Source organism: Sphingobium sp. Leaf26, from assembly GCF_001421665.1.
In the GTDB taxonomy this organism is placed as follows: Bacteria; Pseudomonadota; Alphaproteobacteria; order Sphingomonadales; family Sphingomonadaceae; genus Sphingobium.
The window spans coordinates 80,145-104,717 of record NZ_LMKV01000033.1 but is presented as its reverse complement, the minus strand read 5'-3'; the positions used below and the strand labels follow the sequence as shown (position 1 = coordinate 104,717).

22 protein-coding genes and 2 tRNA genes are annotated in these 24,573 nt (G+C 63.7%); 16 read left to right on the top strand and 8 right to left on the bottom strand.

Annotated elements, in window-relative coordinates; all coding sequences use genetic code 11:
• Positions 1–243: 243 nt before the first annotated feature.
• A complete protein-coding gene (locus ASE85_RS21810; RefSeq protein ID WP_082462974.1) occupies positions 244–1,362 on the top strand; it encodes a glycosyltransferase family 4 protein in 1,119 nt (372 codons plus the stop codon).
• Here ASE85_RS21810 and ASE85_RS21805 read toward each other — a convergent pair whose 3' ends face one another.
• Positions 1,363–1,950, bottom strand: a complete 588-nt coding sequence (locus tag ASE85_RS21805) for a TetR/AcrR family transcriptional regulator (protein WP_056693962.1) — start codon at positions 1,948–1,950, stop codon at positions 1,363–1,365.
• Positions 1,951–2,068: 118 nt separating this feature from the next.
• Between ASE85_RS21805 and ASE85_RS21800 the strand changes: the two genes are divergently transcribed.
• From ASE85_RS21800 to ASE85_RS21785, 4 genes are all read left to right on the top strand, one after another.
• Positions 2,069–3,271, top strand: coding sequence for an efflux RND transporter periplasmic adaptor subunit (locus tag ASE85_RS21800; RefSeq protein WP_056693958.1), 1,203 nt, complete (start codon positions 2,069–2,071; stop codon positions 3,269–3,271).
• Positions 3,272–3,274: 3 nt separating this feature from the next.
• Positions 3,275–6,451: an efflux RND transporter permease subunit gene (locus ASE85_RS21795; RefSeq protein WP_056693953.1), complete on the top strand. Its 3,177-nt coding sequence runs from the start codon at positions 3,275–3,277 to the stop codon at positions 6,449–6,451.
• A gap of 2 nt (positions 6,452–6,453) precedes the next feature.
• On the top strand, positions 6,454–7,872 hold the full coding sequence (locus ASE85_RS21790; protein ID WP_056693950.1) for an efflux transporter outer membrane subunit: 1,419 nt from the start codon (positions 6,454–6,456) through the stop codon (positions 7,870–7,872).
• 89 nt (positions 7,873–7,961) lie between these two features.
• Positions 7,962–8,456 carry a methylated-DNA--[protein]-cysteine S-methyltransferase gene (locus ASE85_RS21785; RefSeq protein WP_056693945.1) on the top strand — a complete coding sequence of 165 codons (495 nt, stop codon included), beginning with the start codon at positions 7,962–7,964 and terminating at the stop codon, positions 8,454–8,456.
• A 38-nt stretch (positions 8,457–8,494) separates the two neighbouring features.
• On the opposite strand, the gene ASE85_RS21780 is transcribed toward ASE85_RS21785, so the two are convergent.
• The 4 genes from ASE85_RS21780 to dapB all read right to left on the bottom strand — a co-directional run bounded on the left by ASE85_RS21780 (position 8,495) and on the right by dapB (position 10,561).
• Positions 8,495–8,571 (bottom strand) — tRNA-Arg (locus tag ASE85_RS21780).
• Between the two features lie 73 nt (positions 8,572–8,644).
• Positions 8,645–9,031 (bottom strand): hypothetical protein, encoded by a 387-nt coding sequence (locus ASE85_RS21775; protein ID WP_056693940.1) that lies wholly within the window; start codon positions 9,029–9,031, stop codon positions 8,645–8,647.
• A 102-nt stretch (positions 9,032–9,133) separates the two neighbouring features.
• Positions 9,134–9,796, bottom strand: coding sequence for an endonuclease III (gene nth, locus ASE85_RS21770; RefSeq protein WP_056693937.1), 663 nt, complete (start codon positions 9,794–9,796; stop codon positions 9,134–9,136).
• A complete protein-coding gene (gene dapB / locus ASE85_RS21765) occupies positions 9,797–10,561 on the bottom strand; it encodes a 4-hydroxy-tetrahydrodipicolinate reductase (RefSeq protein WP_056693935.1) in 765 nt (254 codons plus the stop codon).
• A gap of 107 nt (positions 10,562–10,668) precedes the next feature.
• Between dapB and ASE85_RS21760 the strand changes: the two genes are divergently transcribed.
• The 6 genes from ASE85_RS21760 to ASE85_RS21735 all read left to right on the top strand — a co-directional run bounded on the left by ASE85_RS21760 (position 10,669) and on the right by ASE85_RS21735 (position 17,158).
• Complete coding sequence (locus ASE85_RS21760; RefSeq protein WP_056693931.1) at positions 10,669–11,370, top strand: NAD-dependent deacylase; 702 nt, start codon at positions 10,669–10,671, stop codon at positions 11,368–11,370.
• Positions 11,371–11,474: 104 nt separating this feature from the next.
• Positions 11,475–12,227 carry a methyltransferase domain-containing protein gene (locus tag ASE85_RS21755; RefSeq protein ID WP_056693928.1) on the top strand — a complete coding sequence of 251 codons (753 nt, stop codon included), beginning with the start codon at positions 11,475–11,477 and terminating at the stop codon, positions 12,225–12,227.
• A complete protein-coding gene (locus ASE85_RS21750) occupies positions 12,224–13,528 on the top strand; it encodes a hypothetical protein (protein ID WP_200928431.1) in 1,305 nt (434 codons plus the stop codon). The genes ASE85_RS21755 and ASE85_RS21750 overlap by 4 nt, the downstream gene beginning before the upstream one ends.
• On the top strand, positions 13,525–14,670 hold the full coding sequence (locus ASE85_RS21745) for a glycosyltransferase family 4 protein (RefSeq protein WP_056693925.1): 1,146 nt from the start codon (positions 13,525–13,527) through the stop codon (positions 14,668–14,670). The genes ASE85_RS21750 and ASE85_RS21745 overlap by 4 nt, the downstream gene beginning before the upstream one ends.
• Positions 14,667–15,413, top strand: coding sequence for an FkbM family methyltransferase (locus ASE85_RS21740; RefSeq protein ID WP_056693922.1), 747 nt, complete (start codon positions 14,667–14,669; stop codon positions 15,411–15,413). The genes ASE85_RS21745 and ASE85_RS21740 overlap by 4 nt, the downstream gene beginning before the upstream one ends.
• 2 nt (positions 15,414–15,415) lie before the next feature.
• A complete protein-coding gene (locus ASE85_RS21735; RefSeq protein WP_056693919.1) occupies positions 15,416–17,158 on the top strand; it encodes a hypothetical protein in 1,743 nt (580 codons plus the stop codon).
• A gap of 6 nt (positions 17,159–17,164) precedes the next feature.
• Here the strand turns inward: ASE85_RS21735 and ASE85_RS21730 are convergent, their stop codons facing one another.
• The 3 genes from ASE85_RS21730 to ASE85_RS21720 form a co-directional block, all read right to left on the bottom strand.
• Positions 17,165–18,184, bottom strand: coding sequence for a FecR family protein (locus ASE85_RS21730; RefSeq protein WP_056693915.1), 1,020 nt, complete (start codon positions 18,182–18,184; stop codon positions 17,165–17,167).
• The gene (locus ASE85_RS21725; protein ID WP_056693913.1) at positions 18,102–18,707 is read right to left on the bottom strand and encodes an RNA polymerase sigma factor; all 606 of its coding nucleotides are present in this window, start codon (positions 18,705–18,707) and stop codon (positions 18,102–18,104) included. The genes ASE85_RS21730 and ASE85_RS21725 overlap by 83 nt, the downstream gene beginning before the upstream one ends.
• 221 nt (positions 18,708–18,928) lie before the next feature.
• Positions 18,929–19,126: a hypothetical protein gene (locus ASE85_RS21720; RefSeq protein ID WP_056693909.1), complete on the bottom strand. Its 198-nt coding sequence runs from the start codon at positions 19,124–19,126 to the stop codon at positions 18,929–18,931.
• Positions 19,127–19,250: 124 nt separating this feature from the next.
• Here ASE85_RS21720 and ASE85_RS21715 point away from each other — a divergent pair.
• The 5 genes from ASE85_RS21715 (at position 19,251) to clpX (ending at position 24,247) form a co-directional block, all read left to right on the top strand.
• Positions 19,251–19,335 (top strand) — tRNA-Leu (locus ASE85_RS21715).
• A 58-nt stretch (positions 19,336–19,393) separates the two neighbouring features.
• A complete protein-coding gene (gene tig, locus ASE85_RS21710; RefSeq protein WP_056693906.1) occupies positions 19,394–20,995 on the top strand; it encodes a trigger factor in 1,602 nt (533 codons plus the stop codon).
• Positions 20,996–21,134: 139 nt separating this feature from the next.
• On the top strand, positions 21,135–22,112 hold the full coding sequence (locus ASE85_RS21705) for a glycosyltransferase family 2 protein (protein ID WP_056693903.1): 978 nt from the start codon (positions 21,135–21,137) through the stop codon (positions 22,110–22,112).
• A gap of 90 nt (positions 22,113–22,202) precedes the next feature.
• Complete coding sequence (gene clpP / locus ASE85_RS21700; protein WP_056693901.1) at positions 22,203–22,838, top strand: ATP-dependent Clp endopeptidase proteolytic subunit ClpP; 636 nt, start codon at positions 22,203–22,205, stop codon at positions 22,836–22,838.
• Between the two features lie 140 nt (positions 22,839–22,978).
• On the top strand, positions 22,979–24,247 hold the full coding sequence (gene clpX / locus ASE85_RS21695; RefSeq protein ID WP_056693897.1) for an ATP-dependent Clp protease ATP-binding subunit ClpX: 1,269 nt from the start codon (positions 22,979–22,981) through the stop codon (positions 24,245–24,247).
• The last annotated feature ends 326 nt before the right edge of the window (positions 24,248–24,573 follow it).

Here is a 24,573-nt window from a genome sequence, read left to right as displayed (position 1 = left end):
GCTAAAGCCGCGGCAGGCCGGGAGGTTGCGGCGGCGCAGCGAAAGGCGCGATGGATGGAGCCTGGCACGGGACGGGACGGCCGTTGCGGATTTGCGCTTGCCTATCGGTCATTATGCCCGCTACCGCATTGTTTAGGGGGCTGTTACGCCTTGATGTGCAGGGAATGAAGACGCGATGATCCTACCGGTCGGCCGGGCCATGACCCGGATGTATGCGGATGCTGCGTCGCGGAACGTCGCTGCATGAGCCTGCGCGTCATCCTCTCGGTGGAGGCGCTGGAGCCGCGCCTGTCGGGGATCGGTCGCTATAGCTGGGAACTGGCGCAGCGCATCGGCCAGTCTGTCGATGCCCTCCGCTTCTATCGCAACGGCGAATGGATCGAAGATCCGGCCACCCTGCTTGAAGAGCCGGTACCGCGCAAACGCCGCCACAAGCTGCATCGCATGATCCGCAAGCGCACCGGCTGGTTGCGTGATTTGCAGCAGGCCAGCGTCATGCGCTCGCATCTCTTCCACGGCCCCAATTATTTCCTGCCCGCCGCCGGGGAAGGCGGGGTCATCACCATCCACGACCTGTCGGTCTTCCGCTATCCCGAAACCCATCCGCAGGCGCGGCTCCAGCAGTTCGAGCGCTATTTCCGCCTGTCGGTGGAGCGCGCCGCGCATTTCATCACGGACAGCGAGACGACGCGCGCCGAAGTCGCGGATTTCCTGTCGCTCGACCCGTCGCGCGTCACAGCGGTGCCGCTGGCCGCCAGCACGGCCTTTCGCCCGCGCGTTGCCGATGAGGTCGCGTCGGCACTGGCCCGCTACGATCTGGGCTATCGGGGCTATGCGCTCTGTGTCTCGACCGTCGAACCGCGCAAGCGCATCACCGAATTGCTGCGGGCATGGGAATCCCTGCCGCCCGCCGTCCGCACCCGCTGGCCGCTGATGGTCACCGGCGGTGCAGGGTGGCTCAGCGATTCCGTCCGCGACCTGATGGACAAGGGGGCGCGGCAGGGATGGGTTCGCTATCTGGGCTTCGTGCCCGACGAAGATCTGCCGCTTCTTTATGCCGGCGCGGCCCTGTTCGTTTATCCGTCCGTCTATGAAGGGTTCGGCCTGCCGCCGGTGGAGGCGATGGCCAGTGGCATTCCGACCGTGGTGTCAAATGCGTCCTGCCTGCCCGAAGTCACGGGCGGCGCGGCGATGCTGGTCCAGCCAGAGGATGTGGACGGCTTCGCCCGCCATCTGGAGCAGGCGCTGACCGATGATGCCTGGCGTGCTCAGGCGCGTGAGGTCGGGCTGGCCGTCGCGGGTGGCTATGGCTGGGATCGGTGCGCGCGTGAAACCGTCGATATCTATCGCCGCATCACCTGACTATTGCACACCGCGCAGCGCGGCGACGATCATCTGCGCTGTTCGTCCGGCCGCGACCGGAGCGGACAGGCGTGGACGCGATATACTGCGGTGACCCAGGCCGAATAGGCAGGCCAACAGCATGTCTTCCGCGGCATCCAGCGCTTCGCCCGACAGCGTGTCGTTCGCCGCGCAGGCAAAATAGCGGATATAGACGCGGAACCGCTGGCACATGGCGCCGATCGTGTCAGCCACTTCGCTGTTGCGGAAACTTTCGGCCAATATGTCGAAGGACAAGGCTTCGTCCTTTTCGTCGATCGTTTCCAGCAGCAATTGCTCGAATGTCTGTTCGACCGTCAATTCGGCTGCATCGAGGCGGACTTGCAGTGCGTCCATCTGATTGCACCACTGGTCGGCATCATCATGGACCAGCGCCTCGATAATATCTTCCTTGCTCTTGAACAGGCGATAGATCTGACCGACGGACACCTGCGCCGCCGTCGCCAGTTCGGCCATGGATGTCTGGTGAAAGCCGTGGCTATTGAATAAAGTGCGGGCAGCTGTCAAAATCCGCGCCTGACCGTTTCTCTCTTGCTGCACTGCAACCATATTTACCCTTTCGGCGTTTTTTGCCTCTTGAAATCCCATTGCCATGATCGTACCTGCCGGGCAAGCGGAATGAACGTTCATTCCAAATCTTCGATCCCTAAAAAACGGATGTAAAGCGATGCAAAAGGGGACAATCATCGGGCTAATGGCGTGCGCGTCAGCCTTCGCGCTGAGCGCGTGCGGGCAGCAGCAGCAGCCCGTGCCACCGCCACCCGCCGTCGGAGTCGTCACGCTCAATACCGAGTCGGCGCCGTTGATGAACGAGTTGCCGGGCCGGATCGTGGCGGTAGAGACGGCAGAGGTTCGTCCCCAGATCAGCGGCGTCATCCGCCGCCGCCTGTTCCAGGAAGGCGGCTATGTCAGCGCGGGGCAATTGCTCTACGAAATCGAGGATGCGCCTTACCGCGCGGCACTGGCGCAGGCGCAGGGTTCGCTCGCCAATGCCCAGGCGGCGATCCGCTCCACTGCGCTCCAGGCGCAGCGCTACAAGGAACTGGTCGGCATCAACGCCGTGTCGAAGCAAGAATATGACAATGCGGATGCCACCGCACAGCAGGCGCGCGCCAATGTTGCAGCGCAGCGTGGCGCGCTTCAGGCGGCGCAGGTGAACCAGAATTTCACCCGCATCCGCGCACCCATCTCCGGCCGGATCAGCCGCTCGCTCTTCACGCCGGGCGCATTGGTGCAGGCGGGCCAGGCGGATGCGCTGACCACCATCCAGCGTACCGACAGCGTCTATGTCGACGTTTCGCAATCGGCGGCCCAGATCATCGACCTCAAGCAGGCGATGAAGAAGGGCGGCATCAGCGAGGCGCAGGGCGCGCGTATCCAGTTGGTGCTGCCCAACGGCAGCCTATACCCGATCGAGGGGCGCCTGCAATTCTCCGAAGTCACGGTGGATGCCACCTCCGGCGCGGTCACGTTGCGTGCGATCTTCCCGAACCCCGACGGCCTGTTGCTGCCCGGCATGTATGTCCGGGCCAAGCTGGTCGAGGGCGAGCGTACACAGGCTATCCTCGCGCCGCAGCAGGGCATCAGCCGCGACGCGCGCGGCCGCGCGACCGCCATGGTCGTGGGCAAGGATAACAAAGCCGAAATGCGCCAGGTCACGGTCGATCGTGCGATCGGCGACAAGTGGATCGTCACCGATGGCCTCAAGCCCGGCGACAAGCTGATCGTGGAGGGGCTGGTCAACCTGCGCCCCGGTACCGTCGTGAAGCCCGGTGCACCGCAGCAGGTCACCGCAGCCGAAGGCGGCGCGGCCGCTCAGGCCGGCGCAGCTGCTGAAAAGCAGACCGGCAATCAGGGCGAGGCGCACTAAGCCATGGCCCGCTATTTTATCGACCGACCCATCTTTGCGTGGGTCATCGCCGTCGTCATCATGCTGGCCGGTTTGCTCTCGCTCCGGTCGCTTCCGGTTGCGCAGTTCCCGGAAATCGCGCCGCCCGCCGTGACGATCCAGACAACCTATCCCGGCGCGAACGCTCAGACGCTGGAAAGCACGACGACGCAGATCATCGAGCAGCAGCTCAAGGGCATCGACAATCTGCGCTATTTCTCGTCCACCAGCGACGGGTCGGGCACGCTGAACATCACCCTGACTTTCGAGCAGGGCACCGACCCCGACATTGCGCAGGTCCAGGTCCAGAACAAGCTGTCGCAAGCGACGCCATTGTTGCCGCAGGAAGTGCAGCAACAGGGTCTGCGCGTCGGCAAGTCGACCTCCAGCTTCCTCCTCATCATGGCCGTCTATTCCGATGACGGCATCCATGATCAGGAAGATGCGAGCGACTTCATCGCGTCCAGCCTGCAAGATCCGCTGAGCCGCGTGACCGGCGTCGGCGATACCCAGTTGTTCGGCTCGCAATATGCGATGCGCATCTGGCTCGACCCGTACAAGATGGCCAATCTGGGCGTCACCACCGGCGACGTCAAATCGGCGATCACGGCGCAGAATGCCCAGGTGTCGGCCGGCCAGATCGGTGGGTCGCCCTCGCCCAAGGGGCAGGCGCTCAACGCCACGGTCACCGCCCAGTCGCGCCTGCGCACGCCGGAGGAGTTCCGCAACATCCGCCTGCGCAGCAACAGCGACGGTTCGGTCGTGCTGATGTCCGACGTCGCCAAGGTCGAACTGGGTGCGGAAACCTACGGCTTCGGCGTGAAATTCAACGGCCATCCCGCCTCCGGCTTCGGCGTCAAGCTGGCGCCCGGTGCCAATGCGCTCGACACGGTTCAGTCCGTGAAGGACCGCGTCGACCAGTTGTCGAAGAATTTCCCGAGTTGGGTGAAATATGACTTCCCGGTCGACAACTCGACCTTCGTGAAGCTGTCGGTGGAACAGGTCATCCATACCCTGTTCGAAGCCGTGCTGCTGGTCTTCGTCGTGATGTTCCTGTTCCTCCAGAACTGGCGCGCCACGCTGATCCCGACCATCGCGGTGCCGGTGGTGCTGCTGGGTTCGCTCGCGATCCTCAGCGTCGCTGGCTTCACCATCAATACGCTGACCCTGTTCGGCATGGTGCTGGCGATCGGCCTGCTGGTCGATGACGCCATCGTCGTGGTGGAAAATGTCGAACGCCTCATTCAGGATGAAGGGCTCAGCCCCCGCGAAGCCGCCCGCAAGTCGATGGACGAAATCAGCGGCGCGCTGATCGGCATCGGCCTCGTGCTCTCGGCGGTGTTCCTGCCCATGGCCTTCTTCGGCGGGTCCACGGGCGTCATCTTCCGCCAGTTCTCGATCACGATCGTCTCCTCGATGGTCCTGTCGGTGCTGGTGGCACTGATCCTGACGCCCGCGCTCTGCGCCACCATCCTGAAACCAGCCTCGCACGGTCATAGCTGGAACGGACCGATCGGTTCGATCTTCGGCCGTTTCTTCGACTGGTTCAACCGCACCTTCGACAAGGGCGTGGTGCGCTATGGTCGTGGCGTGGAAAAGGTCGAACATCGCTGGGGCCGGACCATACTGGTCTATGGCCTGATCGTGGTCGGCATGGTGCTTGTTTTCCTGCGCCTGCCCAGCGGCTTCCTGCCCGACGAAGATCAGGGCATCATCATCAACCAGGTGTCCTTGCCTGCCGGCGCTACGCAGGAGGAAACCGAACGCACGCTGGCCAAGATGCGCGATCATTATCTGATCGATGAAAAGGCCAATGTGTCCGCCGTCTTCACCGTCGCCGGCTTCGGCTTCGTGGGGCAGGGTCAGAATGTCGGCATCGTCTTCGTCCGCATGAAGGACTGGGAGCATCGCAAGGGCGCGGACAATCATGTCCCGGCCATCGCGCTGCGCGCCAACATGGCGTTCCAGAAGATTTCGGCGGGCATGGCCTTCGCCTTCGTGCCGCCGGCGGTGCAGGAACTGGGCAATGCGTCCGGTTTCGACTTCCAACTGCTCGATCAGGGCAATCTGGGTCATGAAAAGCTGCTGGCGGCGCGCAACCAGTTGCTCGGCATGGCGATGGCCGACAAGCGCCTGGCGCAGGTTCGTCCCAATGGTCTGGAAGATACGCCGCAATTGAAGCTGAACGTCGATCAGGCGGCGGCGGGCGCATTGGGCATCGCCCAGTCCGACGTCAACGACACGATCAGCACCAATCTGGGTGGCGCCTACATCAACGACTTCATCGACCGCGATCGTGTGAAGCGCGTCTATGTGCAGGCCGAAGCGCCGTTCCGCATGACGCCCGAAGCGATCGGCGCCTATCATGTCCGCGGCAGCAGCGGCACGATGGCGCCTCTGTCCGCCTTCTCCACCACAGAGTGGATACAGGGGCCGGCCCGTCTGGAACGGTTCAACGGCGTACCGTCGATGAACATCCAGGGTGCGCCTGCGCCGGGCGTGTCGAGCGGCACCGCGATGAAGGCGATGGAGGAATATGCGGCCAAGCTGCCGGCCGGTGTCGGCTTCAGCTGGAATGGCATTTCCTATGAAGAGCAGACGTCGGGCGGCCAGTCCTCCTATGTCTATGCGCTCTCGATGCTGATCGTCTTCCTCTGCCTTGCCGCGCTGTATGAAAGCTGGTCGGTACCGATCGCGGTCATGCTCGTGGTGCCATTGGGCGTGCTGGGTGCGGTCATCGCCGCAACATTGGCAGGCCTCAACAACGACATCTACCTTCAGGTCGGCCTCATCACGACGATCGGTGTGTCGGCGAAGAACGCGATCCTGATCGTGGAATTCGCCGAAGAGAAGATGCGCGAAGGCATGTCGCCGGCCAAGGCGGCACTGGAAGCGGGCAAGCTGCGTCTGCGGCCCATCCTGATGACCAGCTTCGCCTTCATCTTCGGCGTGCTGCCGCTGGCGGTATCGACCGGGGCGGGCGCAGGTGGTCAGAATGCGATCGGCTGGGCGGTCGTCGGCGGCATGTTGTCGGCGACGGTGCTGGCGGTCTTCTTCGTCCCCGTCTTCTTCACTGTCGTGAAGCGGCTGTTCCGCGAACATAAGAACCATGATGAGGCGGCAGGCGAGACGGATACTCCGCCCGCGCCGCAGGAGGCTTGAACATGAAGCGCAACATCAAAGCGCTCGGCGCCATCACCCTTTCGCTGGCGCTGGCCGCCTGCGACATGGCGCCCAAATATGTGCGGCCGGAACTCCCGGTTCCGGTCGGCACGCCCCAGGGCGACGCTTATGCCGCCAATGGCGGGGCAGGGGCGGCGATCGTCCCGGCCGACACGGCCTGGCGCGACTTCTTCACCGACGCGCGCCTGGCTCGCGTCATCGAAACCGCGCTCGCCAATAATCGCGACCTGCGCATTGCGCTCGCCAATGTCGAGCAGGCGCGGGCGCAATATAAGGTGCAGCGTGCCGACCTGCTCCCCACCGTGGCGGGCACTGGCACGGCCACCTATTCGGAACAGCCGCTCGTCCAGTTCGGCCAGAGCCAGCGGCTCAACACCGATGTCTATCAGGCGCAACTGGGCATTTCCTCTTGGGAAATTGACCTGTTCGGTCGGGTGCGCAACTTGACGAAGGCGGCGCAGGAACAATATTTCGCCAGCGTCGAAACCCGCAATGCGGCGCAGACGGCGCTGATCGCGGAGACCGCCAATGCCTGGCTCACCATGGCGGCGGATCAGGAACGGCTGCGTATCGCCAGCGATACTGAAAAGGCGTTTGGCAAGACGTTGGAACTGAACAAGGCTCGCTTCGACAAGGGCATCGCGTCCGAATTGGAAGTGCGTCAGGCGCAGACCAGCTATGACAGCGCCCGGTCGGACATCGCGGCTGCCACGACGCTGGTGGCCCAGGATCAGAATGCGCTCAACCTGCTGGTCGGAACCACTGTCCCGGCATCGGACCTGCCGGACGCACTGGCCCAGAATGACGCCACGCTCGACAATCTGCCGGCGGACATATCGTCCGACGTGCTGCTGCGTCGTCCCGACATCGCATCGGCCGAGCATAATCTGCTGGCCGCCAACGCCAATATCGGCGCAGCGCGGGCGGCTTTCTTCCCGACCGTTTCGCTGACGGCGGCGCTGGGCACGGTCAGTCTCGGCCTGTCGGGCCTGTTCAAGTCGGGCAGCGACACATGGTCGGTCGCGCCCGGCGCAACCCTGCCGATCTTCGATTTCGGCCGGAACAAGGGCAATCTGCGTTATGCCAAGGCGACGTACGACGCGATGCTCGCCACTTATGAAAAGAGCGTGCAGACCGGCTTCCGTGAAGTGGCCGATGCGCTCGCCCGTCGCGGCACGATGACGCAACAGGTCGAGGCGCAGATGTCGCAGCGGGACAGCGCACGGGTGGCCTACACCTTGTCCAACGCCCGCTTCCGCGCCGGGGTGGACAGCTTCCTGACGACGCTGGATTCGCAGCGCTCGCTCTACAGCGCCGAACAGAGCCTGGTCGCCACGCGCCTGACCCGCGCGACCAACATGGTCGAACTCTACCGGGCGATGGGCGGCGGCCTGAAATAGGCGATCCGCCGACTTTGAAAGCAAGCCGGGGGAAGCGCCGGCATATAATCTCCGCTATCGGCCATAGGGCAGGTAGCGGAGATTTTCATATGCCCCTCGTCGAAACCCTTTTCCCCTCGCCGGTCGGCGACCTGACCCTGATCGCCAGTGATGCGGGGCTGATGGCGATCCTCTGGGAGGATGACGATCCCGCCCGCGTTCGCCTTGGCGAACGGGAAAGGCGCGCCGATCACCCGATACTGGCGCAGACGGGGCATCAACTGACGGCCTATTTTGCTGGAGACTTGCAGCAATTCACCGTGCCGCTCGATTTTCGCGGCACCGATTTCCAGCAAAAGGTCTGGGTGGCCCTGTGCGCCATCCCTTTCGGTGAAACACGCAGCTATGGCGATATCGCCCGCGCCATCGGCCATCCGACCGCCAGCCGCGCGGTCGGCGCCGCCAATGGCCGCAATCCCATCTCGATCATCGCACCCTGCCACCGCGTCGTCGGCACCAACGGCGCGCTGACCGGCTTTGCCGGTGGCGTCGAGGTAAAGCGCTGGCTGCTCGATCACGAACAAAGCCATGGCCGGCTGCTTTGACAAGAAATTTGAAGAAAATTCGTCAAGCCATTGAAAAATGGTGCACCCAAGTGGATTCGAACCACTGGCCTTTGCCTTCGGAGGGCAACGCTCTATCCAGCTGAGCTATGGGTGCATGACGCTGGTCAGGAGGGGCGGGTAGCAAAGTCCTTGCCCCTGCGCCAGCGTCAAAATCACCTCAGCCCATCTTATTTCGCCGCCTTCTCCATCGGCTGGAACTTGCCAAGGCCGCAACTGGCCCCCGGCTGCAATCCGGGGCCGGCGTTCCACAGCACGGTGATGATGTCGACCGAGCAAAGCTGCGACAGGCTGGTCTTGTAGAGGAACCGCTTCTCGAAGCCCAGGCTGGGGCAACTGTTGGGCAGGCTGTTCCGATAGACCTTGTTGCCGTTCATGATGAAATCGATGGTCCGGTCGTCGCGCACATTGGTGGACCGGATCGACCGGATCTGAACGCAGTCCAGGGCCGCGCCACTGGCCGGCACATAGGGATCTGGCTTTTCCTTGGCGAGCGCGGGCAGGGCGATGCTGGTCAATGCGGCACATAGAATGAATTTGGCGAAACGGACGGACATGGCTTCTCTCCTCATATCACGTCGAATCGACGGCGCGATGCGGGACTATCCGTCTTCTCTAACGCTTTTGTCATGAACCGCGCGAAAACGCCGCGTCCTTGATCAGGCTGCCTTGGGTAACGCAGTCTTCGGCGCCGGCGTCTTGGGCTTGAACCGGCACAGGTCGCTGACGATGCAGCGCCAGCATTCAGGCTTGCGCGCCTTGCACACATAGCGGCCATGCAGGATCAGCCAGTGATGCGCGTCGCGCCGGAACGGGCCGGGCACCCGCTTCTCCAGCTTGTCCTCGACCGCCAGCACCGTCTTGCCCGGCGCCAGCCCTGTGCGATTGCCGACGCGAAAGATATGGGTGTCGACCGCAAAAGTCTCCTGCCCGAAGGCGGTGTTCACCACCACATTGGCGGTCTTGCGTCCCACGCCGGGCAGGGTGGTCAGCGTGTCACGATCCTCCGGCACTTCGCCGCCAAAATCGCGCACCAAAATCTCCGACAAGCCAATGACATTCTTGGCTTTGGTATTGAACAGCCCGATCGTCCTGATGTGCTGCTTCAAACCTTCTTCGCCCAGATCGACCATCTGCTGCGGCGTCGTCACCTCGCGGAACAGCGCGCGCGTCGCCTTGTTCACGCCCACATCGGTCGCCTGCGCGGACAGGGTGACCGCAACCAGCAACTGGTAGGCATTGCCATATTCCAGCTCCGTCACCGGCGCCGGATTGGCTTCGGCCAGACGGCTGAAAAAGTCGAAGATTTGCGCCTTGTTCATTTACAGGCCCAGCACGCCCTTCATGTCGTACCGCCCCGCCGGCTGCCCGACCAGCCAGCGCGCCGCCTTCACCGCGCCGCGCGCGAAGATGGTGCGGTTCTCGGCGCGATGGCCGATCTCGATCCGCTCGCCTTCGGTGGCGAAGATGACCTGATGGTCGCCCGCAACCGATCCGCCGCGCAGAGCGACGAAGCCGATGTCGCCCGGCTTCCGGACGCCGGTGATGCCGTCGCGGCCACGATCGCTATGGTCGGCCAGCGGAATGCCTCGCCCGCGCGCAGCCGCTTCGCCCAGCATCAGCGCCGTGCCGGACGGCGCATCGACCTTGTGCCGGTGGTGCATCTCGACAATCTCGATATCCCAGTCGTCGCCCAGACCCGCCGCCGCCTTCTCCACCAGCGCGGCGAGCAGGTTGACGCCCAGCGACGTATTGCCCGTCTGCAACACCGGAATATGCGCCGCCGCCTCGTCGATCAGGGCATGATGCACTGGCTCCAGCCCGGTGGTGCCGATGACGATCGGCTTCTTTGCTGCGATGCAGGCGTCCAGATGCGCGGACAGCGCGCCCGGCACGGAAAAGTCGATCAGCACCTTGCTCGCTTCGGCCAGCGCCAGCGGATCGGCGGTCATGGCGATGCCCGGCGCAATCTCGCCGCTCGGATCGCGATCGGTGCCGCCGGCCAGGCCCAGCCCCGTGTCCGCCGCAACCTGCGCGATCGCGCGTCCCATCCGGCCCGCTGCTCCGAAAATGCCGATCGTCGTCATGTCCCGCCTCATCTCATATCCGTCAGGACGCCGCCGATGCCAGAGCGGCGCGGCTTTGTCATCCCTCCGCCTTGGCGCGGCAGCGCTAGCCTCCTAATAGTCTTATCATGCGTAGCGACATCCAGAACATCGTCATCCTCACCGGCGCAGGCATTTCCGCCGAATCCGGCCTCGCCACCTTCCGCGGCCCGGATGGCCTGTGGGAGGGGCACCGGGTCGAGGATGTCTGCACCCCCGAAGCATTGGCGCGCGATAAGGCGCTGGTGCATCGCTTCTATGATGAGCGGCGCGCGAAGCTGGCGGAGGTGCAGCCCAATGCCGCGCATCAGGCGCTGGCCGCGCTCGATGCCGCGTGGCCGGGCGACCTTTTGATCGTGACGCAGAATGTCGATGATCTGCATGAGCGGGCTGGGGCGAAGCGGTTGATCCACATGCACGGCGAACTCAAATCCGCCCTCTGTGCCGCCTGCGGCAAGGCGGTGGCGTGGGCGGATGCCCTCCCGCCCGGCAGCGCCTGCACCGGCTGCGGCGAGCCGCGCCTGCGCCCCGACATCGTCTTCTTCGGCGAAATGCCTTATGAAATGGATCGCATCGACGCCGCCGTGCGCGACGCTGACCTGTTCGTGTCGATCGGTACCTCCGGTGCGGTCTATCCCGCCGCCGGCTTCGTCCAGACCGCCCGCCATGTCGGCGCCCGTACGCTGGAACTCAATCTCGATCCGTCCGCCGGCAGCCTCTATTTTGATGAGACGCGGCTTGGCCCGGCCAGCCAGCTTGTGCCGGACCTGGTGCGCGCGTTGCTGGCCTGATCCCGAAACCCTCTCGCCCGAAACCCTCTCGCCCGAAACCCTCTCGCATTGGCCGGTGCTTATAGTATAGCGCGGCCTTTCAACATCCCTGCGCGGAGCAATCAGTGATTACTGTCCAGCGGGTGGCCAAGGCCGCCGGCAAGCATCTGACCAAGACTGCGCTGAAGCTGCGCAAGGCTTTGGGCGCGCGCCCGACGCGCAGTTGCCCGGCTTGCGGCAGCGCCGTCGTCGGTTTCTTCCGCTATGGCGACAATGCCGAATGGGGCTGCCCGGCTTGCGGCGCCTCGCCACGCGAACGGCTGATGAACTGGCTGATCCAGCATGGAACGCTGACGGTGCCGACGGCCGGCGCGATCCTGCACATGGCGCCCAATGAGGGCAGCCTCGTCAGGCGCTTCTCCGCCGCCGCCGATTATGTGCCGGCGGACCTTGATCCTGCTCGCTATGCTGTGCCCCACATGCACTGCGTCGACCTGATGGAACTGGCCGACAGCAACCGCTACGACCTCTTCTATGCCAGCCATGTGATGGAGCATGTGCCCGACGACATGGCCGTGCTGCGCAACATCCATCGCGCGCTCAAGCCCGGCGGTGAAGCCTGGCTGATCGTGCCATTATGGGACAAGCCGACCGAGGATGGCAGCTTCGACATCCCGCCGCGTGAGCGCGAGCGCCGCTTCGGCCAGTGGGATCATGTGCGCCAATATGGGCTCGATTTCGCCGATCGCATCCGCGCCGCCGGTTTCGATCTGGAGGAGATAGACGCCGGATCGATCGACGTCGCGACCCGTCATTTCCACGCGCTGGACGACCGGCTGTTCCGCGCGCGCAAGCCGGGCGGAGAGTCCGCACGGTGAGCCGCCTGGCGCGGCTGGAAGGCTCGGCCCGCTTCCTGGCTTTGGTGAAGCTCGCCAATGTCGGATTGGTGCTGATCTGGGGCTTCGCCGTCACCTTCGTCTTCGTGCGGGTGCTGCCGATCGCGGAGTTTCAGGCCTTTCTGCTTCTGGTCGCTTTCGGCAATTTCACCATCTCGGCGGAATTCGGCCTGACCAGTATCATCTATGCGCGGTTGCGTCGGCACTGGCTTGGCGGGGAGGAAGAGGCGGAGCGGGACGGCGGTTTCCGGCTGGAGGAAATGGGCGTCCTGTTCCTCTTCCTCGGCCTGCTGGTAGTCGGCCCCACGGCGATCCTGCTGGTCGCGCTGGTGGGCGGCTGGCTTACCACCGGCATGCCCTTGCTCTTCCTGCTTTTCTTCCTGTCCGCCTGCCTTAACCTTCCGGCCTTGCTCGCTAAGCGGGCATTGGCGGCGGTGGATGGCAATTTCCTGTGGGAAGGGCTGGACTGCGCCCGCCGCGTCGTGACCATCGGCCTTTTGCTCGCGATGCTGGCGGGCCTCGACCCGCGCCTGTCGGTGGCACTGCAACTGGCGGTCAGCGTTGGCGTGACCGGCTATGCGATCGTGCATGTCCATCGCCGCCTCGCCATGACGCGCCGCCATTGGCTGGCCTTCCGCGTCGGCGGCGGGCATGTCCGCGCCCATTATCTGCGCGACATCGGTTCGTCGGCGGCTTTCACCGTCTCCGACATCATCGCCTATAACGCCCCCTATTTCACGATAGCGCTGGCGACCAGCGACGCCCGGCCGATGCTGGTCTTCGATTTCTTCTTCAAGATGTCGCGTGCCCTTTCCATGCTGGTCCGCGCCACGGTGGAGGCCGCCTTGCCCCGCATCACCCGCGCTTTCCACGCCGGCGACACGGCCCGCCTGCGCCAGTTGCTCGGCCGCGCGCTGATGGCGGCCATGCTGTTCGCCATCGGCCTGTCCGCCCTGCTGCTGCTGGCAGGCGACAGGCTTTTCGCCATCCTGTTCGACGCTCGCGCTACGATCGACCGCGCGGATATTCTGCTCATCCTCCTCGCACTGGCGGCGCTGACCCTGCTCAGCGTGTCCGTCTATGTGCAGGCGGCGTTGGGGCGTTTCGGCGAACTGCTCGCCCGCTCGCTGCCCTTCCTTGCCGGATCGCTGGCCAGCGCGCCGCTTGCCCTCCTGCTCTGGCCGGCCCGGTTCGATGTCGCGTTCCTTGGCCTCTACGCTTTGACCTTGCTCGGCGTAGCCCTGTTGCATCTCCTGTCCCTACGTCGGCTGGTGCGGGTATGAAGGTCGCGATGGTCGATCCCTCGCTCTTCACCGGGCGCTATGACGACAGCCTCTGCGCGGCTCTGGCGGGGGAGGGCGCGGACGTCACCCTGCTCGGCCGCCCGATGCGCGATACCGACGCGATCGTGCCGCAATCCTACACCTACCGCCCGCATTATTTCCGTCACAGCGAAGCCTTGCGCGCGCGGCTGGGGGAGGGGCGCGTCTTCCGTCTCGCCAAGGCGGCGGAATATGGCCTGACCTGCGCTCTGGGTGACATCGCGCCGCTCACACGGGCCGATGTGGTCCATGTCCAGTGGCTCCCGCTCGCACCCGCCGATTGCCTCATGCTGAAGCGATTGAATGGGCGCACGGCGCTGGTCCACACCGTCCATAATGCCGACGCCTATCATGCCGATGCCGGTTTGCAGGGGCGCGGCTATCGCGCACTGCTGGACATGTTCGACGCGCTGGTCGTGCATGGCGACACCACCCGCGCGGCGCTGACGGGGCAGGGCGTCGACCCTGCCCGCATTCATGTGGCCCCGCACCCGCCCATGCGCCTCGCCCCCGCGACGCCCGCCGACCTCGCCGCCGTCCCGGCAGCGTCCGTCCCGCGCCTGCTCTTCTTCGGCACGATCCGCCCATATAAGGGCGTCGATATCCTGATCGAAGCCTGTCTCCAACTCTGGCGCGCGGGCCACCCCTTCGAACTGGTGCTGGCCGGCAAGCCCTTCATGGACGTCGCGCCCTTGACTGAGGCCGTCGTGCAGGCCGGCTTTGCCGACCGGCTCGTCACCGACTTCGGCTTCCTCACCGAACCCCGGCTCGACGCTCATATGGCCCGCGCCGACATGATCGTCTTTCCCTACCGGCACATCGATTCGAGCGGCGCTTTCCTGTCCGCGCTCCACCATGGCAAGGCGATGGTGACGTCCGACGCTGGCATGTTCGGCCAATTGCCGGATGGTGTCGCGGTCAGGGCGCGAGCGGGAAATGCGCCCGCGCTGGCCCAAGCCCTCTTGCCGCTGATCGAAAGCGCGGCCATCAGGCAGAGCCACGGGGCGCGGGCACGCGCCTATGGACAGGCAATGGGAAGTTGGAAGGATATGGCGGTGGCGACCATCGGCATTTATGAAACCGTACTGGCCGCACGCGCATGAACCGCTATCTGCGCGAACTCGCCGATCGCAAACTCGCCCTGCGCCTCGCGCTGGCCGGCCGCATCCATCAATATCCCGAAATTCAGGCGCTCAAGCGCTTCCTCTCGGCCGTCGCGGTGGACTGCCTGTTCGACGTCGGCGCCAATCGCGGCCAATATGCGATGATGCTGCGCAAGGAGGCGGGCTATAGGGGCTTGATCCTGTCCTTCGAGCCGAACCCGGACGTGTTCGCGCAATTGCAGAAGGCCGCCGCGTCCGATCGCGATTGGCATGTGTTCAACATGGCCCTGTCCGATTTCGACGGCACCGCCAGCTTCAACATCATGGCCGCCGACCAGTTCAGCTCCCTGAAAAAGCCATCCGGCGAGCAGGACGCCATCTTCGCCGATCGCAACAGGGTGACGAAGACGGTGGAGATGCAGTGCCGCCGTCTCGACACGCTGCTACCTGAACTGGTGGCGCAGCACGGCTTTGCGCGGCCTTTCCTCAAGATGGACACGCAGGGCCACGACCTTTCCGTCTGCGAAGGCGCGGGTGCGGTCATGACCGACATGCTCGGCGTCCAGACGGAATTGGGCGTGCGGCCCATCTACGAAGGCGGCACCGGCTATCGCGCGATGATCGACTGGCTGGACGCGCGCGGCTTCGCTCCCTCCGCCTTCTTCGCCAATAACAAGGGGCATTTCCCCCTGCTGGTCGAAATGGACGGCATCTTCGTCAACCGGACGCTGGTCGGGGCTTGACCATGGACGACAGGGCCAGCTTCGTCAGCGCGCGCCGCCTGTTTCTGGCGGGTGCGATCGGGCTGGCGCTGTGGCTGGGCGCGACCTTCCTCTGGCACGTCACCTATCGGCAGGGCGTCAGCCTGGCCGTCACCCTGCTGCTGGATCAGGATTTCCCCGCGCTGCTGGGGTCGCTCCTGCTGCTCGCGCTGGCCGCACCCTGGGCGGAAGGGAGGGGCTTTGCGTTCCCCCGGCCGACCGCGCGCATCGTCGTGCCGCTCATCGTCCTGCTCGGACTGGCCGCCTGGGCCGGCCATTATGCACTGTTTCAGGACTATGCGATCAGCCGGGATGAAGAGGTCGCCCGCTTCGCCGCAGCCTATATGCGCGAAGGGCTGTTCGCACGGCCGATCCCGATGGAATGGGAACCCTATCGCCGCGCGATCATGCCCGAATTTTTCTCGCCCTTCGGCGCGGCGGATTATTGGACGGCGGCCTATCTGCCAGTGAACAGCGCCATTCAGGCACTTTTCTGGCAATTGGGCGACCCCAATCTGGCCGGCCCGGTGCTGCTGATGGCGGGATTGTTCGCGCTGTGGCGAGTGGCGCTGCACCTGATGCCCGATCGCCCTGACGCTGTCTGGGTGACGGTGCTGCTGGGCGTCTCGTCCAGCCAGCTCTGGGTCACGGCCATGACCCCCTATGCCATGACCGGCCATTTCGCGCTGAACATGGTGTGGCTGGCGCTGGTCCTGCGCGGCGGTCTGGTCGGGCATCTGAGCGCCGGCGTGGTCGCCCTCATCGCGGCCGGCCTGCACCAATGGCATTTCCCGCCCATCTTCATCGCGCCTTTCATCCTGTGGATGCTGCTGGCCCGGCGCTGGGCGGTCGCGGCTTTCCATGTGCTGACCCTTGTGGCGATCGTCGTCATCTGGGCAAAGATCTGGCCCGGCTTCCTGATGCACGCGCTGGGTGCTCCTATCGACGTGCGCCCTTCGGCCGGCGTGGCGGACAAGGTGGGCAGCCTGTTCCAGCGCCTCGGCGATCGCTGGCAACCGCTGGTCAACCTGACCCGCTACATGGCCTGGAACAACATACTGATGGTCCCGCTGGCCGCGCTGGGCATCGCCGGGATGCGCTGGCGGGCGATGATCCGTGGGCACGAAATCGCGCTGCCGCTGGCGCTGGGCTGCGTTGCCGGCTGCCTGTTGGCACTGGCGCAGGGCTATGGCTGGGGTTTCCGCTACGCCCATGGCTTCATCGGTCCCTTCTGCCTGCTCGCCGGCCTTGGCTGGGCGCGTTTCCGGCCGCAGGGGGCGATGCGCCCGCTGATCATCGGCGTGGCGATCACCGCGCTGGCCAGCGGTTTCCTCGTGTGGCGCACCCATGTCTTCGTGGCGCCCTATGCCGCCAGCCATCGCCTCATCGATTCGAGCGAGGCGGACGTCGTGCTGGTGGACCCGCGCGGCGGCCTCTACGTCACCGATCTGGTGCGCGGACGCGATGGCGTGCCGGGCAAGCCGATGGTCATGAACCTTGGCATGCTCTCGCTCGATCAGGTGGACGACCTGTGCAAATCCTATGTGGTCGAACTGTTCGACCGGGCCGAATTCCGCCCGCTCGGTGTGCCGCTCGCACGCTGGAATCTCGGCCGCATGGACGCGCTGCGCGCCCATATGAAGGAGGAAGGCTGCGATCGGCCGGTCCAGCCGCCTCTACCCGAAACCCTGGACGACGCGCTCAACGCTGCCGACAATGCGATGTAGGATGCCTCAGTTGGCCGCCAGCGCTGCCGGTTCGTCGTCGCGATAGAGCAGCATCACCGATCCATCTTCGCCATGAACCGCGCGGATCGGCAGGCTCAGTTGCAGCGCCGACAGGAATTCCCGGCTGTCGTTGATACGGAAGCGCCCGCCGATGCGCAGCGCCGACACGCGCGAATCGCCGATCAGGATCGGCGTCGCGCGATAGCGATTGAACTCTCCGGCCGCCTGCTCGATCGTTTCGCCGTCCAGCTCGACCATCTGCTCGCGCCAGGCGGTGCGCTGGTCGATCAGCTTGGAACCAAGACGGGTGAGGGCGATGGTGCGCGGCTGGATCACGGCACCGCTGCCGGCCGCGACCTTCTGCGCCGTGCTGCCGCCCGAATGGACCGTCACCGCGCCTTGGGTCACCGTCAGTTCGACGATCGACGGGCGCATCCGTACGTTGAACGCAGTGCCGACCGCCCGGATCACTGCCGACCGGGCCTCGACGTCGAAGGGGCGCTTCTGGTCATGGGCGACATCGAAGGACGCTTCGCCCCTGATGATCCGCACCTTGCGGCCGTTGGCGGTGAAGCGGACCTCCGCCTCGCTGTCGCTGTTGAGGTGCAGGACGGACCCGTCGTCCAGCGCGATGTCGCGCAATTCGCCAATGTCGGTCTGATAGCGGTCGATGCCGCTGAACGTGCGCACGGTGACGATCGCGGCGACGATGAAGAAAAGTACCGCGACGGCGGCGGCGATCATGATGTTGCGCGACAGGCGGCGCTGCTGTTCCTCGCTGACGATCACGGCCATGGGCGGCAGCGTGATGTCGGCGGCGGCGCTCTTCAGCCGCTCGGCGGCTTCCCATGCGGCTTCGGCATGGGCGAAAGCTACGGCGTGGCGCGGGTCGCTTTCGACCCAGGCGCAGATATCTGCTTCGTCTTGCGGACTGGGGGCGCTGTTAAGCCGGGCTAGCAGGCATGCGGCCTGTGCCTCTATCGCGTCCCTGTCGCCGCTGTTCGAACCTGGTCCCGACGCCTGCACGCTCGAAGTCCGTTTCCTCACGTTCTGCCCAGGCCCGCATAACTATCGCGATGGCTTTGGCCAGATGTTTTTCAACAGTAGAAACGGATAGGGACATTTCCTCCGCTATCTCCAGCATCGATTTTTCGTGGATGCGGCGCAAAATGAATACGCGGCGGCATTGGGTCGGCAGCGACTCGACGATCGCCTCGACCTGGCGCAATGCTTCGCGGGCGTGCAGTTGTGCTTCGATATTATTCTCGCCGCCCAGCAATTCCAGATCGGCGATGGTTTCGAAACTCACCACCTTGTTACGCCGCGCCGTGTCGATGACGAGGTTGCGGGCGATGGTGAACAGATAGGCGCGACCTGTCGTCACATTCTCCCAATTTTCCGTGGCATAGGCGCGGGCCAAAACCTCTGCGACCATATCCTCCAATTCATGGGTGGATGGCAATATTCTGCGGAGGCGACCACGAAGGGCTGCTTCCTGCGGCAGGATGACCGTCTTGAACCAGTCTAGTTTAGCGCGAACCCTATGCACGATGACCCCCTTATTTTGTCAGCCGCGCCTCTCCAATTTTTATCTTTCTGTCTTCTCGATGACATATTTCAATCATGGTTGCAGGGGCCTGTCCAGCCGTCGAAGGGGCATTTTTCGGCAAACGACCAAAATGGTTCCCGCGATCGCAAATTAATTGTGGATATGTTGCCGCTAGCGCACACATATGTCTTCGCAATCCTTTGCCGATCCGACCACGCGCCTCAATCGGGCGGCGGCGGCAGTTCCACCGGGGCGCTGTCGGGCTGGTCATAATCCGGGCCGACGGGGCTGATTTCATCCGGCTCCGTCATTGGCGCCTCGGTCGGCGTGTTGGGCGGGGGCATCTCGTCGGGCGATTGCGGTTCGATCCGGTCGGGCGGGGGAAGGCCGTCGGGATTGCTGTCCGGGCGGGTGGCCATGTCTGTCTCTCCTTTGTAATGCAACGGACCTACGTTCGGGCAGCATCGCGGTTCCAATGGGGCATGCCACTATAGCTTGCCTCTTACCGCGCTTTTCTCTATGCCGCGCCGACCGGCGACCGATGCGGGCGTGGCGAAACTGGTAGACGCGCCAGATTTAGGTTCTGGTATCGTATGATGTGGGGGTTCGAGTCCCTTCGCCCGCACCAGACGCCGCCTGCGGCGACGCCACCGAAATTCAGCTGAAGAAAGCGTTTGAGAGAAGAGATGCAGACTGTCGAGACGTTGAACGAGGGCCTTAAGCGCGCCTACACCGTAACCATCACGTCGAAGGACATCGACGCCCGTGTCGATAAGGAAGTGCAGGCTATCGCACCGCAAGTGCGCATGCCCGGCTTCCGCGCCGGCAAGGTGCCTGCCAACCTTGTGAAGAAGATGCACGGTGAATCGCTTCAGCGCGACGCCCTGAACAACAGCATCCAGGAAAGCATCCAGAAGCTGATCGCCGACCAGAAGCTGCGTCCTGCGATGCAGCCCTCCGTCGAACTGGACGAAGGCTTCGAATTCGGCAAGGACGCCGAAATCAAGGTCGCGCTGGAAGTGCTGCCCGAAATCGCGGCGCCCAGCGTCGATGGTCTGAAGCTGGAGCGCCTGACCGTAGAGGTCGCGGACGCGCAGGTCGATGAGGCCGCCGGCCGCATCGCCAGCCAGCAGGGCGCGCTCGAAGAGCACGCCGCCAGCCACAAGGCGAAGGACGGCGACACGCTGAAGATCGATTTCGTCGGCAAGGTCGATGGTGAAGCGTTCGAAGGCGGTTCGGCCGAAGGCGTGAACCTCAAGATCGGTGCCGGACAGTTCATCCCCGGCTTCGAAGAACAGCTCACCGGCGTGAAGAAGGGCGAAGAAAAGACGATTACCGTCACCTTCCCCGAAGATTATGGCGCCGAGCATCTGGCGGGCAAGGAAGCGACCTTCGACGTCACCGTCCAGTCGATCCTGAACGCCGACAAGCCCAAGGTTGACGAAGAATTTGCCAAGTCGCTGGGGCTGGAAGGTCTGGACAAGCTCAAGGAGCTGCTCAAGGGCCAGATCGAGCAGGAGCATAACGGCCTGACCCGCACCCACATGAAGCGCAAGCTGCTCGACCAGCTCGCCGCCGCCCATGATTTCGACGTGCCGCCCAGCATGGTGGAAGCAGAATTCGACCAGATCTGGCAGCAGCTTCAGCATGAAGCGACCCATGAGGAAGATCCGGCCGCCGCGATCGCCGAAATGGAAGCGGAAAAGGAGGATTATCGCGCGATCGCCGTGCGTCGCGTCCGCCTCGGCCTGCTCCTCTCGGAAATCGGCCAGGCCAATGGCGTCATCGTCAACGATCAGGAAATGAACCGCCTGATCATGCAGGCTGCGCAGCAGTACGGCCCGCAGGACCGCGAGCGTTTCGTCCAGTATGTCCGCCAGGACCCGATGGCGGCCGCCCAACTGCGCGCGCCCCTCTATGAGGACAAGGTCGTCGACTTCCTGTTCGAAAAGGCGGAAGTCACCGATCGTGCCGTCAGCCGTGAGGAACTGGAAGCCGCGATCGAAGCCGAAGATGGCGATCTGAAGCCCCACGTCCACGGCCCCGACTGCGGTCATGACCATCATGACGAAAAGCCCAAGGCGAAGAAGGCTGCACCCAAGAAGAAGGCTGAAGAAGCCGTTGACGAGGTGAAGGCCGAAGAAACCGCCGAAGACGTAGCACCCAAGAAGGCCGCGCCGAAGAAGGCTGCTGCCAAGAAGGACGACGCTGTCGCCGAAGACGCTGCCGCAGAAGAGAAGCCCAAGAAGAAGGCTGCTCCCAAGAAGGCTGCCGCCAAGGCCGAATAAGCCCGTCCTTGCCGACATGATGAGCGCCCGGCTTCCGTGGGAAGCGCGGGCGCTTTTCATTGATGGCGCGCCATGGCAGATGAAATATTAAGGATGATGCGCCATGCCGTCCGGACGATCAGGCAGGGCGTGAGAGGCGATGAAGGAATTTCCCGCAGTGAATAGCGAAACGGCCGTCGCGACACCGCGCGTCGCGGTCATCCTGCCCTGCTATAATGAAGCCGGCGCGATCGTGCAGACGGTGGAGGATTTTCGCCGCGCGCTGCCCGCCGCCGACATCTATGTCTTCGATAACAACAGCACCGACGGCAGCCGCGAACTGGCGGCCGGGGCAGGGGCCATCGTCCGCCGCGTGACGCAGCAGGGCAAGGGCCATGTCGTGCGCCGCATGTTCGCCGACGTCGATGCCGATATCTACATCATGGCGGATGGCGACGCGACCTATGAGGCCGCCGCCGCGCCGCAGATGATCGCCGCCATGCTGGAGGATAATCTCGACATGGTCGTGGGTGCCCGCAAGTCGGAGGTGGAGGAAGCCTATCGCCGCGGGCACCGCTTCGGCAATTGGGCGCTGACCAGCTTGCTCAAGCAGTTGTTCGGCCGCAGCTTCACCGATATCCTGTCAGGTTACCGCGTCTTTTCCCGCCGCTTCGTCAAGAGCTTCCCGGTCCTGTCTGCCGGTTTCGAGATCGAGACGGAAATCAGCGTCCACGCGCTCGAACTCGCCATGCCCGTATCGGAAGTCATGACCGCCTATGGCGCCCGTCCCGAAGGATCGGTGAGCAAGCTCAGCACCTATCGCGACGGTTTCCGTATCCTCCGCACGATCATCACCCTCTATCGCATAGAGCGGCCGATCCTCTTCTTCGGCATCATCGCGGCCTTCCTTGCCGCGCTCGCGCTGGGCCTGGCGGCACCGCTGATCGTCACCTATCTCGACACCGGTCTCGTCCCGCGTTTTCCGACGGCGATCCTCGTCACCGGCGTCATGATCCTGGCGACCCTGTCCGCCATGTGCGGCCTCATCCTCGATACGGTCGTGCGCGGTCGCCGTGAAGTGCGCCGCCTTGCCTATCTCGCCTTCCGCGCGCCGTCCGACTACGCCCGTCGCGACTGAAAGGGCGGGGGACTGCCGTTCCCCCTTGAACCATTCGCCTTTTGTCCCGATGTAGGGGCTGGGCAAAAGCAACCATCCTGAAAGAGCAAAATGACCGATATCATGTCCGATCCCATGGCCGCGCTGGTTCCCATCGTCATCGAACAGTCGAACCGTGGCGAGCGCAGCTTCGACATTTTTTCGCGGCTGCTGCGTGAGCGGATCATCTTCGTCACCGGCCAGGTCGAGGATCATATGGCCTCGCTGATCGTCGCCCAGTTGCTGTTCCTCGAATCGGAAAATCCGAAGAAGGACATCTGGATGTACATCAACTCGCCCGGCGGCGTGGTGACGGCCGGCATGGCGATCCATGACACGATGAAATATATCCGTCCGCAGGTCGGCACCGTCTGCATCGGTCAGGCCGCTTCGATGGGCAGTTTCCTGCTCGCCGCCGGTGAGCCGGGCAAGCGTATCGCCCTCGCCAACGCCCGCATCATGGTGCATCAGCCATCGGGTGGCGCGCAGGGCATGGCGTCGGATATCGAGATTCAGGCGAAGGAAATCCTGCGCATCCGCCGTCGCCTGAACGACCTGTACGTCAAATATACCGGCCAGACGCTGGAAGCGGTCGAAAAGGCGATGGACCGCGATACCTTCCTCGAAGCGGACGAGGCCAAGGCCTTTGGCCTCGTCGACGAAGTGTTCGATCGTCGTCCGGTCGCGGTCGATCCTAACGAGGCTTAAAGACAATCTTTACCCCGGCGCGTCACTTTCACCCCTTGTGGAACGGGCGTGCCGCGGTCTAGAATGGCCTTTGGACCAGAAAATCCCTCACCGAATGCGGTTCTGGTGACTGTAAACCGGGGGGGAAGAGAGAATGGCGAATGACTAAGCTTACCGGTTCGGATTCGAAAAGCACATTGTACTGCTCCTTCTGCGGGAAGTCGCAGCATGAAGTGCGCAAGCTGATCGCAGGACCGACCGTGTTCATCTGCGACGAATGCGTGGAACTGTGCAACGACATCATCCGCGAGGAGACCAAGGGCGGTCTCGTCGGCAAGAAGGATGGCGGCGTGCCGACCCCGCAGGAAATCTGCGATGTCCTCGACGATTATGTGATCGGCCAGAAGCGCGCAAAGCGCGTCCTGTCGGTCGCCGTCCATAACCATTACAAGCGTCTCAACCACGGCTCCAAGCCCGGTGAGGTGGAACTGGCCAAGTCGAACATCCTGCTCGTCGGCCCGACCGGCTGCGGCAAGACCTTGCTGGCGCAGACGCTGGCGAAGACGTTCGACGTGCCCTTCACCATGGCCGACGCGACCACGCTGACCGAAGCCGGCTATGTCGGTGAGGATGTCGAGAATATCATTCTCAAGCTGCTCCAGGCGTCCGACTATAATGTCGAGAAGGCACAGCGCGGCATCGTCTATATCGACGAAATCGACAAGATCAGCCGCAAGGCCGAAAACCCGTCGATCACCCGCGACGTATCGGGCGAGGGCGTGCAGCAGGCGTTGCTCAAGCTGATGGAAGGCACCACCGCCTCCGTTCCGCCGCAGGGCGGCCGCAAGCATCCGCAGCAGGAATTCCTTCAGGTCGACACGACCAACATCCTGTTCATCTGCGGCGGTGCGTTCGCGGGCCTCGAAAAGATCATCGGCGACCGTCTGGAAGCCAAGTCGATCGGTTTCGGCGCTCATGTCGCGGCCCCCGAAGAGCGCAGGACCGGCGAGTTGCTGCGTCAGAGCGAGCCGGAAGATCTGCTCAAATTTGGCCTGATCCCCGAATTTGTCGGTCGTCTGCCCGTCATCGCGACGCTGGAGGATCTGGACGTGACCGCGTTGGTCAAGATCCTGGTCGAGCCGAAGAACGCGCTGGTCAAGCAATATGGCAAGCTGTTCGACATGGAGAATGTCGAACTCAGCTTCACCGACGACGCCCTGACCGCGATCGCGAAGAAGGCGATCGAGCGCAAGACCGGTGCCCGCGGCCTGCGTTCCATTCTGGAAGCGATCCTGCTCGACACCATGTTCGACCTCCCCTCGATGCAGGGCGTCGGCGAAGTGGTGGTCGACAAGGACGTCGTCGCCGGCACCAAGGAACCGATTCGGGTGTTCAGCGAAAAGGAAAAGCGGGCCGAGGACGCGGCCTGATTTAACCCCCTTTCTACCCGTATAAAATCAGGGGCCGGCAGCAATTGCCGGCCCTTTTTTATTGCGTCTGTGTGCGCTGCACAAAAATTCCTGCTGCGTTGCAAAATTGCACCAGTGTTAAACTGATGCCGCTCGCTGACAAATTGTCATTAAACTTCAATAAATTATCATCAAAGGCGGGGTGTCCCGAAGCCTGAGCGGGTGGGGCGGGAGAGGAATGTGACAGTCCTGTGGGTGCATTGTAACATAATTGCAATCGACGCATCACAGGGCCGTCGCCAGAGGCCGCCAAGAGCGGCGCCGGCTTGAAAGAGCAGACAGTTTTA

Coding starts and splice junctions, on each gene's coding strand:
- ASE85_RS21810 (WP_082462974.1), top strand. CDS start 244: ATGAGCCTGCGCGTCATCCTCTCGGTGGAGGCGCTGGAGCCGCGCCTG.
- ASE85_RS21805 (WP_056693962.1), bottom strand. CDS start 1,950: ATGGTTGCAGTGCAGCAAGAGAGAAACGGTCAGGCGCGGATTTTGACA.
- ASE85_RS21800 (WP_056693958.1), top strand. CDS start 2,069: ATGCAAAAGGGGACAATCATCGGGCTAATGGCGTGCGCGTCAGCCTTC.
- ASE85_RS21795 (WP_056693953.1), top strand. CDS start 3,275: ATGGCCCGCTATTTTATCGACCGACCCATCTTTGCGTGGGTCATCGCC.
- ASE85_RS21790 (WP_056693950.1), top strand. CDS start 6,454: ATGAAGCGCAACATCAAAGCGCTCGGCGCCATCACCCTTTCGCTGGCG.
- ASE85_RS21785 (WP_056693945.1), top strand. CDS start 7,962: ATGCCCCTCGTCGAAACCCTTTTCCCCTCGCCGGTCGGCGACCTGACC.
- ASE85_RS21775 (WP_056693940.1), bottom strand. CDS start 9,031: ATGTCCGTCCGTTTCGCCAAATTCATTCTATGTGCCGCATTGACCAGC.
- nth (WP_056693937.1), bottom strand. CDS start 9,796: ATGAACAAGGCGCAAATCTTCGACTTTTTCAGCCGTCTGGCCGAAGCC.
- dapB (WP_056693935.1), bottom strand. CDS start 10,561: ATGACGACGATCGGCATTTTCGGAGCAGCGGGCCGGATGGGACGCGCG.
- ASE85_RS21760 (WP_056693931.1), top strand. CDS start 10,669: ATGCGTAGCGACATCCAGAACATCGTCATCCTCACCGGCGCAGGCATT.
- ASE85_RS21745 (WP_056693925.1), top strand. CDS start 13,525: ATGAAGGTCGCGATGGTCGATCCCTCGCTCTTCACCGGGCGCTATGAC.
- ASE85_RS21740 (WP_056693922.1), top strand. CDS start 14,667: ATGAACCGCTATCTGCGCGAACTCGCCGATCGCAAACTCGCCCTGCGC.
- ASE85_RS21735 (WP_056693919.1), top strand. CDS start 15,416: ATGGACGACAGGGCCAGCTTCGTCAGCGCGCGCCGCCTGTTTCTGGCG.
- ASE85_RS21720 (WP_056693909.1), bottom strand. CDS start 19,126: ATGGCCACCCGCCCGGACAGCAATCCCGACGGCCTTCCCCCGCCCGAC.
- tig (WP_056693906.1), top strand. CDS start 19,394: ATGCAGACTGTCGAGACGTTGAACGAGGGCCTTAAGCGCGCCTACACC.
- ASE85_RS21705 (WP_056693903.1), top strand. CDS start 21,135: ATGAAGGAATTTCCCGCAGTGAATAGCGAAACGGCCGTCGCGACACCG.
- clpP (WP_056693901.1), top strand. CDS start 22,203: ATGACCGATATCATGTCCGATCCCATGGCCGCGCTGGTTCCCATCGTC.
- clpX (WP_056693897.1), top strand. CDS start 22,979: ATGACTAAGCTTACCGGTTCGGATTCGAAAAGCACATTGTACTGCTCC.